This window comes from Clostridium putrefaciens (assembly GCF_900461105.1).
Lineage (GTDB): Bacteria > Bacillota > Clostridia > Clostridiales > Clostridiaceae > Clostridium_L > Clostridium_L putrefaciens.
Genome location: NZ_UFWZ01000001.1, coordinates 444,461 through 459,661, shown reverse-complemented (window position 1 = coordinate 459,661; position 15,201 = coordinate 444,461). Strand labels below are relative to the sequence as shown.

15 protein-coding genes are annotated in these 15,201 nt (G+C 31.3%); 1 reads left to right on the top strand and 14 read right to left on the bottom strand.

Annotated features, from left to right (window positions below):
- Positions 1 to 251 precede the first annotated feature (251 nt).
- From DY168_RS02130 to DY168_RS02075, 13 genes are all read right to left on the bottom strand, one after another.
- A complete protein-coding gene (locus tag DY168_RS02130) occupies positions 252 to 1,007 on the bottom strand; it encodes an aminotransferase class IV (protein WP_115640259.1) in 756 nt (251 codons plus the stop codon).
- A 16-nt stretch (positions 1,008 to 1,023) separates the two neighbouring features.
- Positions 1,024 to 2,373, bottom strand: a complete 1,350-nt coding sequence (gene pabB, locus DY168_RS02125; RefSeq protein WP_115640258.1) for an aminodeoxychorismate synthase component I — start codon at positions 2,371 to 2,373, stop codon at positions 1,024 to 1,026.
- Complete coding sequence (locus DY168_RS02120; protein ID WP_115640257.1) at positions 2,357 to 2,962, bottom strand: anthranilate synthase component II; 606 nt, start codon at positions 2,960 to 2,962, stop codon at positions 2,357 to 2,359. Before DY168_RS02120 ends, pabB begins: the two co-directional genes overlap by 17 nt.
- A gap of 187 nt (positions 2,963 to 3,149) precedes the next feature.
- Positions 3,150 to 3,293 (bottom strand): hypothetical protein, encoded by a 144-nt coding sequence (locus DY168_RS14595; protein WP_172556239.1) that lies wholly within the window; start codon positions 3,291 to 3,293, stop codon positions 3,150 to 3,152.
- A gap of 43 nt (positions 3,294 to 3,336) precedes the next feature.
- A complete protein-coding gene (locus tag DY168_RS02115) occupies positions 3,337 to 3,693 on the bottom strand; it encodes a DUF169 domain-containing protein (protein ID WP_172556238.1) in 357 nt (118 codons plus the stop codon).
- 48 nt (positions 3,694 to 3,741) lie between these two features.
- The gene (locus tag DY168_RS02110; protein WP_115640255.1) at positions 3,742 to 4,293 is read right to left on the bottom strand and encodes a hypothetical protein; all 552 of its coding nucleotides are present in this window, start codon (positions 4,291 to 4,293) and stop codon (positions 3,742 to 3,744) included.
- Positions 4,294 to 4,445: 152 nt separating this feature from the next.
- Positions 4,446 to 4,955 carry a Fic family protein gene (locus DY168_RS02105; RefSeq protein WP_341458776.1) on the bottom strand — a complete coding sequence of 170 codons (510 nt, stop codon included), beginning with the start codon at positions 4,953 to 4,955 and terminating at the stop codon, positions 4,446 to 4,448.
- A 168-nt stretch (positions 4,956 to 5,123) separates the two neighbouring features.
- Complete coding sequence (locus DY168_RS02100) at positions 5,124 to 6,242, bottom strand: ISAs1 family transposase (RefSeq protein WP_115640208.1); 1,119 nt, start codon at positions 6,240 to 6,242, stop codon at positions 5,124 to 5,126.
- Between the two features lie 75 nt (positions 6,243 to 6,317).
- On the bottom strand, positions 6,318 to 6,875 hold the full coding sequence (locus tag DY168_RS02095) for a Fic family protein (RefSeq protein ID WP_174905308.1): 558 nt from the start codon (positions 6,873 to 6,875) through the stop codon (positions 6,318 to 6,320).
- 182 nt (positions 6,876 to 7,057) lie between these two features.
- Positions 7,058 to 8,536, bottom strand: a complete 1,479-nt coding sequence (locus tag DY168_RS02090; protein ID WP_115640254.1) for an ISLre2 family transposase — start codon at positions 8,534 to 8,536, stop codon at positions 7,058 to 7,060.
- A gap of 379 nt (positions 8,537 to 8,915) precedes the next feature.
- Positions 8,916 to 10,034 carry a DNA-processing protein DprA gene (gene dprA / locus DY168_RS02085; protein WP_242984034.1) on the bottom strand — a complete coding sequence of 373 codons (1,119 nt, stop codon included), beginning with the start codon at positions 10,032 to 10,034 and terminating at the stop codon, positions 8,916 to 8,918.
- A 1-nt stretch (position 10,035) separates the two neighbouring features.
- The gene (locus tag DY168_RS02080) at positions 10,036 to 11,574 is read right to left on the bottom strand and encodes a YifB family Mg chelatase-like AAA ATPase (protein WP_115640253.1); all 1,539 of its coding nucleotides are present in this window, start codon (positions 11,572 to 11,574) and stop codon (positions 10,036 to 10,038) included.
- Positions 11,575 to 11,804: 230 nt separating this feature from the next.
- Entirely contained in the window at positions 11,805 to 12,383 is a 579-nt protein-coding gene (locus tag DY168_RS02075; protein ID WP_115640252.1) for a transposase, read from the bottom strand.
- Positions 12,384 to 13,120: 737 nt separating this feature from the next.
- Here DY168_RS02075 and DY168_RS02070 point away from each other — a divergent pair.
- A complete protein-coding gene (locus DY168_RS02070) occupies positions 13,121 to 13,585 on the top strand; it encodes a hypothetical protein (protein WP_115640251.1) in 465 nt (154 codons plus the stop codon).
- A 433-nt stretch (positions 13,586 to 14,018) separates the two neighbouring features.
- On the opposite strand, the gene DY168_RS02065 is transcribed toward DY168_RS02070, so the two are convergent.
- On the bottom strand, positions 14,019 to 15,062 hold the full coding sequence (locus tag DY168_RS02065; protein ID WP_115640250.1) for a type II TA system antitoxin MqsA family protein: 1,044 nt from the start codon (positions 15,060 to 15,062) through the stop codon (positions 14,019 to 14,021).
- Positions 15,063 to 15,201: the final 139 nt, after the last annotated feature.

The following is a 15,201-nucleotide window of genomic DNA, read 5'->3' as shown; positions in this document are numbered from 1 at the left end:
TTATTGTATATTTAATCAATGATAAAAGTATTTTCTTCACAGTCATGAGTGTATCACGTTTGTAATATATTATCAATGATTGTAGTTATTTGTAATTATAATGTATATTTGATCTTCTATTCATATTATCTATACAAAGTAAGGATGCTTAATATATTTTATATTTTGTTTATTTTCTACCCCTTGCTTGTCGGATCCTGGGGTGTTACAGGGTGAAGAAGTTATTATCTTACCCCTTATAATATTCATGTTTAATATTTTGTCAATTGTTCTTGATAAGCTTTTTTTATCTTCTTAATAATACTACATTCATCAAAATTTGTTTTGTAAATATTGGAGACCCTCATTACTCCCATAAGGCTATTAGTTAAAAAAACACTATCCGCCGACATTAGATCAGACCTTATGAATTTACCTTCAGTAACATCAAAGTTATTGATTATAAATTTTCTTACAATACCCTCAAGCAATCCACATTCTGTAGATGGAGTATATATCTTTTTATTCTTTATGAAAAATACATTAGATACACTTCCCTCTGCTAATTTATCCTCTGTGTTAAAAAACAACACCTCATTATATCCCTCATTAATACATTTTTCATGTTCCAATATGTTTTCTAAATAATTCAATGATTTTAAGTATGTAATTTCAGAAAACTCATTTCGCTTCACCGAACTTATTTTAACTTTAAATCCCTTTTTATAATGTTCCTCAGTATAATCGTTTTTTCTATTGGTGAATAATGTATTTTCCTCTGTAACCACTAACTTTAAAACACAGTTATTACACTGAAGCTTCTTAACAGCATCTAAAACTTCATCTTTAGTAATTTGTTTATATATTCCTATAATAAAAAGACCCTTATTTATCCTATCTAAATGATATTCAAGAAAAAGTGGTACATTGTCTACAATCATAGTTTCAAAAAGTCCCCTTCCAAAATAAACCCCACTATCTAAAAAAACTTTGTCGTCTTCTACCACATTACCATTTAAAAGTATCATGACTAAAAAAACCCCTTTATAGTACTTTCATTAAAGCTCTGGCTTTATCTAATGTTTCATCATATTCTTCTTCTTTTTTCGATTCCCAGGTAATTCCTCCACCCACACCTAGATAAGCCTTTCCATCTTTCATAAATATAGTTCTTATAACTATATTTAAATCTGCATTACCATCAAAACCTAAGTATCCTATACATCCTGTATAAACATTTCTTCTATTATGCTCTAATTCATCAATTACTTCCATAGATCTGACCTTAGGTGCACCGGTTATAGATCCTCCTGGGAAACATGCTTTTATGCAATCTATTGCTGTATATTCATCTTTTAACTCTCCTATAATAGTAGATACTAAGTGAAATACCGTACTGTACTCCTCTAACTTAAAGAGCTCTGTTACCTTCACAGAATAAGGTTTACAAACTTTGCTTAAATCATTTCTCTCCAAATCTACAATCATTAATAACTCTGACTTATCCTTTTCGCTATCTATAAGTTCTTTTCTATTTTTAAAATCTTCTTCCTTATTTTTACCTCTTGGTCTTGTACCCTTAATAGGTCTTGTTTCTACAATATTATTCATTATTTTTAAAAACCTCTCTGGGGAAGAACATACTAAACTAAAATCTTCAACATTCATAAATGCAGCAAATGGAGCAGGATTTATATGTCTTAAGTCCTTATATACCTCATAAGGTTCTTTTTTTGTTTCACAGCAGAATCTTTGAGTTAGATTAGTAATATAAACATCACCATTCCTTATATACTGCCTAACCCTCTCTACCGTATCTATATACTCATCTTTACCAAAATTTGATATAAACTCCGTATCACTCTTATTTAGTTCTGTATATTGAATTTTATGTCCCTTGAGTATTTTATCTTTTAGTTCATTAATACTATCTTCTTTTGACTTCAATATTCCTAAAGAAGTAATGTAAGTTTTCTTTTTGATGTTATCTACTATTATCCCATTATCATAAAAATAAAAATAACAACCAGGTATCTTCACTTCCTCCACATTCATAGTATGAATCCCTTCTATAGGCCTTCCTATATCATAAGAAATGTACCCCATAGCTCCGGCTACATATGGAAATTCTGTATTATTTTTAATTTTGTATTTACTAATCAGTTTACCAAGTTCTTCAAAAGGTTCACCATTAAATCTTTTTTTATTTATAATACAAATATTATTTTCATACTTAAATGTAGCAAAAGAGTTTAATCCTATAAAAGAGTATCTACCTAAATTTCCATCACCCATACCACTATCTAAAATCGTAACTGTTTTATCTTCTTTAAATACTGAGTAAATATCAAAAGCATCTAATTCTGTTTTTATTTCTTTAATTAAAAACTCCATATAACTCCCCCTTATTAACTCTTCTTGCTTCTTCTAAGAAATTCTTAAGCATTTCATGTCCGCACTCTGTTAGCTCTGCTTCGGGATGAAATTGTACTCCTTCAACAAGATATTCTTTATGTCTAACTCCCATTATAACTCCATCTGTAGTTTCACAAGTTATAATAAGACATTCTGGAAGTGTTTTCTTTTCTATTACTAATGAATGATATCTTGTAACCCTCACTGGATTTTTAATTTGTTTAAATACTCCTATATCTTTATGGTATACTTTAAATACCTTTCCATGTATAGGTTCTTTACCCTTTATAATATTAGCACCAAATGCATATCCAATACTTTGATGTCCAAGACATATGCCTAAAATAGGAATCTTCCCACTAAACTTTTTAATTATATCTACACAAATACCTGATTGTTTAGGTGACTTAGGACCTGGAGAAATTATAATTCCTTGTGGCTGCATTTTTTCCACATCTTCTAGTGTTAATTTATCATTTTTATAAACCTTAACATCTTCCTTTAGTTCTTCTAAATATCTTACTAAGTTGTATACAAATGAATCATAGTTATCTATTATAAGAAACATAATTTTTCACTCCTTACCATCAATTATAGTATATTTTCACCTAATTCTTATTATACTTTTGGGCTAGTGGAAATTATAACTTGCAATCTTTATTATTTTCGCTACTATAGAAATAAATAATTCATTCCTTAAAGAATAATTATACTTTTGTTTATATGAAGCTTATGTGGGGCTTATTTTTTTAATTTTATTTATGTCTCTTTTTTAGAAATCCTACTAAGGTTGTATAAATATTTGAAATTTTAAATATCTTTGATCCTATTAATCTTGCTAATTCCGCAATAATTACACCCATTAATATATACATTACAACTCCAATTCCAACCTTCATATAAATACACCCCTTACAATTATTTCTTAGTATATTATACCATTTATTTCTTTACATAGTCATAGTAATAGAATTTATCATAATCCACACCAATATCCTTATAAATCCCAAGGTTTAATGCTGACCTACCTGATTTTGAAAGTTCGTCTGAGATTGTCATTCCAAGAGCATTAATAGCTCCACCACATCCAAATTGCTCTAGACTTGCCTTGATACTGACACCTGCCATAGCAGATTTAACCATAACACAATAAGGGCATTTATTGGTAAGTGTCCTTGCATCCGATGCCTCATACTCACCTTTATCAAAGATAAATTTCACCCATGTAACTTTGCGCTCAATCTCAAGTACAGAACTTAACTTTGTAACAGTACTTTCTAGCGATTTCATACCCGTCATGTAACCACCCTTATTCATCCTTGCTAAAACATTCCTAGTTTATAATCTTTATTTTTTAATTCCAATAGATTTTAACTTAATATATAACATAATTATTGAAAATATCCAAATAACTATAGCTTGATAAACATAAATATTGTAGCAATATTTATTAAAATAATAAATTAAAAACACAATCATTAAAGATGGTAATGATTCTATCAAATCCTTAAATCCTAACTCTACATTTTTAACTGCCTTATAGTCATTTGATCTTAATTCTGATGGTTTATTATGAAAAATTAATATTAAATTATTTAATGCTACTATACATATACCTAAACTGAATAATGTTATATAATAATTAACTTCTAAATTTATTTTTCCAATTAAAAAGTAAATAACAGAACTAATAGATACTATAGAAAATGTTAACATAATTGAAAATACATTTTTACTTATAATATACGAAACTACTTTACCCTCTTTATGTAAATTGTCCATGTCAGATTTAGCTATATAATCTGCAACAAAATTGTATCTGCAGATCATAGTTACAATGGTTAAAATAATTATTGTATATTCTGATTCTAACTTAGGAGCATTTAAACGAAATCCCACTAATAAAACTAGTACCCCGAAAAAAAAGGAGCAAATTTCTTTTTTTCAGCATTGAAAAATAATTTTATGCTTTGTTTTAACCAATACATTTCACACCTCACTATTTACATTTTATTCTACCCTGGGTTCCTTGTTGGGACTTGCTAGTATATTTACGATGATTCATGATTTCGAATGTACGCGGTACTGCGGCCAATACCAACCTTTATAATATATTCCTCTTTTAATAAATCAGAAAGCGCCTTCTCAATTGTTGTGACACTAATATCCGGGCATAATGCTGCAATTTCTGATTTTGTAATTTTCCCTACTTTATTTGAAAAAATATAACGAATACGTTCGGACTTTGTAAGCCCTTTATTAATTATTGTTTCTACTCTACTTGCAAACTCCTTATAAGCACTTAAAATAACACTAAGATAATATTTTACAAATGGTGCATAGTTATTTTTTCCTTCATGCCATAAAGCTGAACTCTCTTTTAGAGTATCATAATAGGTTTCCTTAGTTTTTTCAATTATCATCTCAATACTTATATACTTACCAACAATATAACCCTGCTGATAAAGAAGTAGTAGTGTAAGAAGCCTACTCATTCTACCATTTCCATCATTGAAAGGGTGGATACAAAGAAAGTCTATAATGAATTTTGAAATAAGCAAGAGTGGATCTACCTCGCCTCAGGGCAATTGCATCCTTATATTGTAATGAGCTAAAGTTTAATCATATTTTGGTAGTATAAGGATATTGTTGCACTTGAAAATACAGAAGTTTAATATAACGTTTACTTAAGATATTAGAACTGTAATAACTTTATGAAAACGATATTCCTATTGGATTGAAGTTAAAACCTTTTTTAAATAATCATTATCCCAACCGGATTTGAGCCTTTTAGCTTTTACACCAATCTTTACTGATTTTTCATTTTTTAATAAGTTTAAAGCTATGTGCCTTAAAATGGCAAAGTTTTCAGCTGCATTTTCAATTCTTATTCGGCTATCATCTTCTCTAAAAGCAATATCTAAAATCCAATGTAAGCTATTCTCTATTCCCCAATGTTTTCTAATGGCATCAGCAACTTTTTCAACATTTTCTGTTAAGCTCGAAATATAATATCTTCTTTCTTTAGATGTTTTATCGCCTATGGTTCTTTCAGATTCAACCATAATTATACTATTTAGGTTTTTCCACTCTGACTTCTGTGAAAGCCAGTTTAAATCGTTAATTAAGTAATGTTTACGTGTTTCAATTCTGCCATGGTCTTTGTTAGTAGTCTTGAAAAAACTATATTCAACATCAGCAAATTTATTCTTAGATTCTTCTTCAAAAAAGTATTTTATATCGTTGGAAAAGTTTTTATGATTACCTTTTAAAGCTAAAACATAATCTCCGCCCTTTTTGATTATTTTTTTAGCTATATTTTTTTGAGTACCCATAGCATCAATTGTTACTATAGATTTATTTATATCTATCTTATCTAATAATTCTGGAATTGCTGTTATTTCATTTGATTTATCATTAACCTTTATCTGACCTAAAACTAAACCCAACTGATTTGACCATGCACTTACCATATGAATAGCTGATTTATTGTTACTTGTATCAAAGGAATGCCTAACTGTCTTGCCATCTATGGCAATTACGTCACCAGTAACTTTATCAGAAATATCTTTGATCCACTTAATAAACGCTTCCTGAAATTCTTTTGGATTAATAATAGAAAATACTCTTCCAAAAGTATCATGGGATGGTATCCCATGATTAAGCTCTAAGAATGTTGAAAACCACTCTTGTTTTGATGTGCCATATTGAGCTATATCTGTCCAGGTATCGGCTCCGCATATTATTGCACAAGTTGCTATTGTTAGTATATCAATAAGCTTATGTTTTGAATTATTATCTCTTGGGTCTGAAATGCTTATAAAAGAATTTGAAAGTTCGTTATACATAATTATAAAAATCCCCTTTACATTAGTAATATTATTAAATAAATTCTACTATGTAAAGGGATTTAACTCAAGTTTTTAAATGCAATTGCCCTGTACCTCGCCTTTATCTATAGCCTTTAAAAATTCATCACCAAGAGATTCCATTGCATCAGCGGTAGCATAAGCAGGTAACGGTTGAAAACGAATCTTATGTTTTCCTTCCCTATCTACTTCCTCAATAACGTTATCTGTATTTTTCCATCGTCCACCTGCAGAAGTTGGATTGTATGAATATAAGTCACGATGTAGTTGTAGAATAATATTTGAACGTGGCGTGATATATTCATAATTTTCATGTATGGTATTCAATACTTCACGGTATCCTGCTATTTCTTGTTCATTTCGGTTTGTTGGTTCAGCTTTTTCTATTACCAATTCATTCAAACGGGCTTCTGAAGTGTAAATCCCCTCAATTCTATTTGAAGCACCTGTACTTTGAATCTTTGCAACCTGAAGCATAGCTTCTAAAATATCTGGCTCAGCCTCAATAAACAAATCCTGTTTTCCTTTATATTCATGAATAGCAGAAACAAGGTTTACTATATCTGGAGTATACAATTCTGAATCTATCTCAAGATAATTAAATATCCTCATAAAATTCCTCCTAATGCATATTATTATGGTTTTCTGCATATATTGTACCCCTATTTTATGCAGAAAACAATAACAGTATGCAGATAGGTTTGAGTCAAGTAAAAGTGGGCAACTATTTTATTTAATTTATTATCCATTATTTTACATGGGGTATTTATAATTTATCCTAACCATTTTTATTCTTAATTGTAACTAAGATCTCCAAATCCTTTTAATCCACAAAGTTTTTGTATTACTTTTCTTCCCAAGGTAACCGCGGCTCCACTATAAGGAATAGGCGCGGTATGTATCTTATATTCTTTAGATTTCGTACCCTTTTTATTAACCGCGGAAGCGGATAAAGGTATTTCACGAATTACAGTATCTATAACGCCCTTCGGTATAATGTTTTTATAGATCTTATCCAAGGTACTAAATAATCTATTGCTGAACTTTTCTGCTAAAATTTTAGATAAGTTATCGGCTCCATTAATAGACCAGCTCATTTTTCTACCTTTCATTCTATGTGCTAACACATCGCAAATGTTATGTTCCATAGTCCCTAATTGCCTATATTCTATCCCTTCGGGTGCCGTAGGCATAGTTATATTGTCTCTTAATTTATATGGAACTAGGCCCTCTTTATTATGTACAAAATAGTCATATAGCTCTGTAAGCTTTTTAAAAACAACTTCATCTTTATTATTTTCTATCATCATGTTAACAATTGCTTCCAACCCTTCATCAACTTTCCCTTGCCTAAATAACTTAAGTAAGACTTTCTGTTCTTTTTTATCACTTACTTTTCTAATAATTGCTTGGCTTATATGAAATGGATCCAGTTGAAAGTGTATGTCTTGATCTTCACAGGTTGCTTTTATCCACTTTGCACCATCTCCATTTAATATCCTAGTTTCTATTTCATCAACATTATACTTTTCAGCAATGGTTGCTTCCGCAACTTTTTTAAAGTGGCTAGAACTATTAAAACTTGCACAAACAGTTTTATCAATAACAACATATTCTTTTTTACTGCCTGGACGCAACTTCCAACCTGTATAAGATACTGCTAATTTAAGTTCTTTTTTTCTATTCTTACCCTTTGGTCTATCTTTTCCCTGAATGGATAACCATACCCCGTCTTGCTCCTGAAATAGCACTGGTACTTCCTTTTTGCCTTTCAACGCACCTTTTTCATTTAGTTCAATCTTACGCTTTTCTAGTTCATTTATCTTTTCTCCAACCATTTGAACTATGTTCCAAACTCCTTGAGCACTAATTTCCTGATTACACATTGTTTTTATATTTTCAGCTGTTTTTCTAAAAGATACTTCTGACACGTTGGTTAAAATAGTTTCTACAAGATTTATAGATACATTACCTATGGTGTCCATGCCTAGATACTCATCTAAAAGGAACTTAGTAGCTGTTTTACCATCTTCAAGTTCAAACTGATAAATACGTCTTGAATATTCAACATCCCCCATAATCGTTCTTAAACAAGTCTTTTTAAGTCCCTTATTTCTATATACTTTAATATCTCTTTCTTTAAGTAGCTTTTCATCTAAAGCTTCCAACACATTTTTTAAAACATTGCAGGCTTCATCACAAACCATCTTATAAATCTTTTTCTCTATTTCCTTGAAAGTTAAGCCATTTTCATTTAAACTAACATTATACATAAATTCAACTCCATTCAGTTTTGTGTTTGCAACTTAATTATAATGGATAATTTATGTATTGGGGAGATGTTTTTGCATCTCCTTTTATTTATATAGTTTTTTATACTAGTTCTGCCTACTAAAATTATACTCTAACTGCAGATAGTTTGAGTCAAGTAAAAGTGGCACCTATTTTATTTATTTAAGTGCTATTAATATATGTTTTGTGGTTTTTATTATGGAAATAAACTCAAAAAAGCATTCCATTAAAATTTACTCTAATGAAATGCTTATCTCTCGTAATTCACTGGTGCTCAGAGTCGCTATAGGTGAACGAAGTTACCTTCTTGCTATTTGCCATTGCTAACATTTCTGTTTAAGCGCAGTTTTCCATTTTATTCTACCCTGGGTTCCTTGTGGGGCATTCTTTCAATATACCACCCAAGTTTATTATCTGACCTTTTAGCTCCATTATTGATATGGTTTCTAAAACATCTGACTTATGCTCTTTTAAGATAATTAATAATTCACCTAAGGTAGTGGGGTTATCTTTTATTTTACTAAGTATCTCTTTTTCTAAGGGTGTTAAATCTTCGCTTATTGTTAATTGTATATCTTCTTTCTTATTACTTATTCTTATGTTTTGCATATGATCTGGTAACAACTTGGAAGGATTTAAATATATCTTGGCCCCTTCTTCTATTAGCTTATTTGTACCCATGCTCTCTCTACTATAAATACCATTTGGTGCTACAAGCACTTGTCTATTTTGTTCTTTTGCAAATGCTGCTGTAATAAGAGAACCACTTTTTTCTCCTGCCTCCACAACTAAAAGCTTTTTACACCAAGCACTTATTAACCTATTTCTCATAGGAAAATGCTTAGCATCTGGCTTTACTCCTGGTGGGTATTCTGAAATAACCGCACCCTTTTCTATAATCACTTTCATAAGTTCTATATGTTCTTTTGGATAACATATATCTATGCCACAACCTAAGATAGCTAAAGTATATCCGCCTTTCCTTAGAGAAGCCGTATGCGCATATCCATCTACACCTTTTGCCATTCCACTAATAATTGGTATATTATTTTGAGCTAAAAATTCCGCTGCTTCTACTGTTAATCTTTTACCATATTCAGTGCATCTTCTACTACCAACAATAGCTACACCCATACTATCTTCAATAATATTGCCTTTATAATATAATATAGTGGGTGTCTTCTTAATACTCTTTACCTCACCTGGATATAACGCATCTCCATAGGTTAATATTCCTATATCAAGTCTCTTACACTTTTCTAAAATCCCCTCTGCCCTTAATAAAGATTTAGAATTAAAAATAGCCTCTGTAGTCGTATTTCCTATACCTTTTATATTTATAAGTTCGGATTTTATAGCTTTATAAATGTTATATGGGGTTTTAAATATGTCCAACAATACCTTTGCTGTTACTGGGCCTACACCATTAATTTCAGATAACCATATCCAATATACTAAATCACTGTCATATGTAATCAAGCTATATCACCACCATATTCACTTGCTCTTTATCTAAATCCCTGCACATTAAAGCTTTTGCAATGTGCTGCTTCCTTACATTTTGTACACCATCCATATCTGCAAAGGTTCTTGCCACTTTTAAAAACTTATGAAAAGTTCTAGCACTATACTTAAATCTATCAAAAGCCATTTGTAGAAGCTTTTTACTTTCATCATCTAGTATACAAAACTCTTTAATTAAAGCAGGTGTCATTTCAGAGTTTGAGCTTATATTTTCCATATCTTTATACCTCTCTGTTTGTATACTTCTATCAAACTCAACCCTTTCCCTAAGCTCACTTGAACTAATACCTTTGGAACTATCAGAAAGTCTTATAAAATCTACTGGTAAAACATATTTTTGTATATCAATTCTATCTAGCATTGGCCCCGATATTTTCTGCCTATATTTCAAAACTTCATAATCTGTGCAATGGCATCTTTGTTCTCCGTAATAACCACAGGGACATGGATTCATAGCAGCAATAAGCATAAAACTTGAAGGGTAAACGTGAGTACATTTAACTCTAGAAATAGTAACCTTATTATCTTCCATAGGCTGCCTTAAAGCATCTAAAGTCTTTTTATTGAATTCTGCAATTTCATCTAAAAATAATATACCATTATGAGCTAGAGAAATCTCTCCTGGCATGGCATTATTTCCTCCACCTACAAGCGAATTTATAGATGCATTGTGATGAGGGGCTCTAAAAGGCCTCTCTGTTATCAAACTACCCCTATTTTTTAAACCACCTGATACGCTATATATTTTTGTTACTTCTAAAGCTTCCTTTTCAATCATAGATGTAAGTATTGATGGTATCCTTTTAGCTATCATTGACTTACCACATCCAGGTGCTCCAGACATAATTAAATTGTGACCACCTGCAGCAGTTGCTACAATAAATTCTATAATAGCATCTTGACCTTGGACATCTTCAAAATCATATAAATATGGCCTTTGTATTACATTATCGCATTTTAAATCTTCTAAATTACTATAAGGGCTTACACCCTCTAAAAAAGAAATAACTTCAGTAAGCTTTTCAAACCCAAAAATGTTTATACCTTTTACTAAAGATGCTTCCCTTATATTTTTCCTTGGAACAATTAAATTAGTAATTCCACTATTCTTGGCTTCAATTGCCATAGGTAAAATCCCAGAGCATGCCCTTATGTCAGCATTTAAAGAAAGTTCTCCTATAAACCCAAAGCTTTCACTATCTTCAAAAGTCAATTGCTTTGACTGTATTAAAAGCCCTATAGCCATGGCTAAATCAAAATGAGAGCCACTCTTTTTGATATCACCCGGTGAGAGATTTATAACGATCTTCATTTTGGGAAATTCATATTTAATATTTATAATAGAAGCCTCTAGTCTTTCCTTAGCCTCTTTAATTGATGCATCACCAAGTCCAATGATTGATACAGAAGGCTGCCCATATATAGTATCTGTTTCTATTTTTACAACATATCCATCTATCCCACTTATAGCAAAACTATTGACTACTGATGCCATTTACACTGCCTCCCAACACCTCATTAGCCTTTATTTTTAATATATATTTGTATTTTAAGTATAGACATAAACTTTCTTACCTAAACATCAAAAAGCATTCCATTAAAATTTATTCTAACGAAATGCTTTTACCTGTTAATTTCCTGGACCTCAGATGCACTGGAGGTTGAGGAAGCTACCCCCTTGCTACTTAAATCTTACATTTTATTCTACCCTGTAAATCTTCCATTTTATTCTACCCTGGGTTCCTTATCAGTCTCAACTTTCAAATCATTTTCTACGAAGTTTATATATAACTGAACTGTATCATTATATTTAAAATAATTTAATATAAATCTAGAATCTATAATCTTTTCTTTCTTATTTCCTATAATCATATTATAACTAGACCATTCATATTCTCCTGGCTTTTCAACCATATTTGCCTTTACAGGATTCAAATGTATGTATCTGCTTGCTTCTAACATTTGTTTATCACTTTCAATTAATTCACCAAAATACCTATCTTGAAATAAATGACCTATATAATTATACTTTTTATTAAAATATCTTGTATATGATGCACTTATTCTTCCCATTAACCTTCCTAATGATTCTATATCTGTTTTAATCATTAAATGAACATGATTATCCATTAAGCAATAACAAATAACCTTATAATTAAATTGTATATAATAAAATAACGCTTCTTCTATTACATTTAAATAATATTCGAAATCCTCTTTATCTCTAAATATATCATTTCGTCTATTCCCTCTCACCGTAATGTGATATATTGATCCTTTATACCATTCTCTTTTGCGTGTCATAACTCCTCCTCTTGTTAATCCTTCTTACTAATTATTAACAAGAATTTAAGTTTTTAATCTCATATCACTCACCTTTAGAAACAAATTCCACATACAATTATTTGCCAACTCTAATATTTCTCCTTAAACACAGTTTTCCATTTTCTTGTACCCTGGGTTCCTTGTGAGGACATGCTATGCTGGACTCACTTTGTTTTGTGACTTTTATTATGGAAATTAGCTACAAAAAAGCACTCCATTAAATTTTACTCTAATGAAATGCTTATCTCTGGTAATTTTCTGGACCTCCAGGTATTAGATGGGCACGAAGTTCCCTCTTGCTATTTGCCACTTCTAATATTTCTGCTTAAGCGCAGTTTTCCATTTTCTTCTACCCTGGGTTCCTTGTGAGAACATGCTTTGCTGGACCCACTTGCTACTTGTGAGGACATGCTTTGCTGGACCCACTTGCTATTTCAATGAAATGCTTTTACCTGGTAATTTACCGGGCCTCAGAAGCACTGCCGTGAGACGAAGTTACCCTGTTGCTATTTGCGATTGCCAATACTTCCGTTTAAGCGACGCTTTCCATTTTCTTCTACCCTGGGTTCCTTGTGATTTAATTCATTTTAGTCTACCATAAGTTAGAACAGTCGTATTTAAGTGTAATCATATCATTAAATAGAAAATAAGGCTTTACGAGTGTTAATAGTTTGTGGTAATATAGTTTTATGATAAATATAAAGGAGTGTATTTGAATGAAACGATTAGGCTTAGCCATAAGAATGGCACAATCTAAGAATCCAAAGATAACATTAAATGTACATTTTATTACCGAGCAAAAGCTTGGAAAGGTTGCTTTTAGCACTTCGTTAAAAGTGGATCCAGATAAGTTAAAAGACGTAGAGAAAGTATTGTTTTTCTTTAAAGAAAATAAAAAGATGAACTATGCGATAGCTGATGTTTTATCTAGTATCACTAGAAAAGAACCTTTTATCCCAGAGGATATGAAAGCTTTTATACCAAGTGAATATGATAATGAAGAGAAAAACACATGGTTACTTTTATCTGGAATGAGATTGTTAACTGAAGAAGAACTTCATCAATATGAGTATCTACATGATTCCAGTGTTGATATAGTTGAAATATTAAATAAAGATAGATTTACTCGTATGTTTTTCAAGAAAAAAAATGATGGTTCTACACCATTGTTGTTTAATTAGTTATTTAATAGGTCGCATGCCCTATTTCTTTTGTCTAAATTTATATTTTGAAATAGGGGCATATGACATACAGTACGACTACTTTTTAAATGAATAATTTACTGGGCCGGTAAGTAGACTAGGGCATCACTTCCCTAGTCCCTCTTAGAACCGTACGTGCGGATTTCCCACATAACGCCTCCCCGCATTATAATTCACATAATATAAGTTTTAGTTTAATGAAATGATTATACCTAGGAATTTCCTGGCCCTAGAGGTGTTAAATAGAGACAAAGTTTCCCTCTTACTATTGGGTATTGCTAATATTTCTGATTAATGGCAGCTTTCCATTTTATTCTACCCTGGGTTCCTTGTGTGGACATGCTTTGCTGGACTCACTTGCTACTAATTTGGTTGCAAAAAAAGCCAAGCCATAATGGCCTGGCACTTTATATTATCTTAACTCTCTTAATTCCTTTGCTAGACTATAAGGAATTATCTGATATGCCTCTGTATCTGTATATGCTTTTTCCTTGTGCATATAATCTACTATTTCTCTTGCCCTATAATTTTTAAAAGTAGTGGCTACAGTCTCTAGAACGCTGAGTTCTTCTAATGAAAAGTTTGAAACATTAACCTCTTCATTTGGAATAATCTTATAGCTTATATCCTCATAAATAGCTTCCTCTACTACTTTCACTGTTGGTAAATGTATGATTTCATCAAAAGCAATGGGTAATGCCCCATATGGCATGTGTGTATAAACAAGTCCTGTCATAGATCTTCCATGCCTCCTAAAAAAAAGTGTATCTGCATACCATAAAAGTTTCATAAGTTTAACTTTATAAAGGTTGTTTACGAAACTTGCAAAATAGCCAATAACACTGGCAAGCTTTCTAATATCTAATTGTTTATAACCATTATACTCACTTTCTTCTTGATAACTTACGTAAAGCACATTGATCTCCTGTTTCTTTAAATAAGAGTTCCCAAATTCCTCAACCTTATGTGTGATGCTATTACGGATTCTTTTATACTTTTCCACCTCGAATCTGTCCTTGTGTTTATCGAGACTTTCCAATGCAAACATTGGATTTTCAAAAGCCATACGCATAATATTATTGTAAGTTTCATCCTGAATTGTTTTGCTTTCATACCTTGTTACAGTTACATCGCCCCAACCTAGCATAGCAGAAAAGTCGCTTTGTGATATGCCATAAAACCCTCTAATTTTCGCAATTTCATTAGAAGTTAATAATCCCTTATAAGTTCGGTAAGCATCTCTTGCTCTTAACAGGTTTTCATCCATTATACCCGCTGGAACAAATTCATTTTCTTCTCCATCTGTTAATTGGCATAAATAATAAACTTCCTCATAATCAACAATCTCACCTTTTACAAGGCACTGTGTTAACCTTTTTCTCTTTTCTAATGAGTGAGCCTTATTACAAATCGGGCAATCTATCTCTACTGTATTTATTAAATAATCTTTATTCATTAAATAACACTCCTTTCTTTTCTCCAGTATTATTTATCCGATGGCTACTATCCGTACCCCCCCTATCCTCTTCAAGGTGGGGGATGACGGCTGCTACGCCCCTGGATAAGTTCTTCTAATCCTTTGATGGAGAGATGTA

Excerpts from the sequence above, each read along its gene's own strand:
- DY168_RS02115 (WP_172556238.1), bottom strand. The coding sequence starts at position 3,693 with ATGACGGGTATGAAATCGCTAGAAAGTACTGTTACAAAGTTAAGTTCT.
- DY168_RS14595 (WP_172556239.1), bottom strand. The coding sequence starts at position 3,293 with ATGAAGGTTGGAATTGGAGTTGTAATGTATATATTAATGGGTGTAATT.
- DY168_RS02075 (WP_115640252.1), bottom strand. The coding sequence starts at position 12,383 with ATGACACGCAAAAGAGAATGGTATAAAGGATCAATATATCACATTACG.
- DY168_RS02080 (WP_115640253.1), bottom strand. The coding sequence starts at position 11,574 with ATGGCATCAGTAGTCAATAGTTTTGCTATAAGTGGGATAGATGGATAT.
- DY168_RS02100 (WP_115640208.1), bottom strand. The coding sequence starts at position 6,242 with ATGTATAACGAACTTTCAAATTCTTTTATAAGCATTTCAGACCCAAGA.
- DY168_RS02130 (WP_115640259.1), bottom strand. The coding sequence starts at position 1,007 with ATGATACTTTTAAATGGTAATGTGGTAGAAGACGACAAAGTTTTTTTA.
- DY168_RS02120 (WP_115640257.1), bottom strand. The coding sequence starts at position 2,962 with ATGTTTCTTATAATAGATAACTATGATTCATTTGTATACAACTTAGTA.
- DY168_RS02065 (WP_115640250.1), bottom strand. The coding sequence starts at position 15,062 with ATGAATAAAGATTATTTAATAAATACAGTAGAGATAGATTGCCCGATT.
- DY168_RS02095 (WP_174905308.1), bottom strand. The coding sequence starts at position 6,875 with ATGAGGATATTTAATTATCTTGAGATAGATTCAGAATTGTATACTCCA.
- DY168_RS02090 (WP_115640254.1), bottom strand. The coding sequence starts at position 8,536 with ATGTATAATGTTAGTTTAAATGAAAATGGCTTAACTTTCAAGGAAATA.
- pabB (WP_115640258.1), bottom strand. The coding sequence starts at position 2,373 with ATGGAGTTTTTAATTAAAGAAATAAAAACAGAATTAGATGCTTTTGAT.
- DY168_RS02070 (WP_115640251.1), top strand. The coding sequence starts at position 13,121 with ATGAAACGATTAGGCTTAGCCATAAGAATGGCACAATCTAAGAATCCA.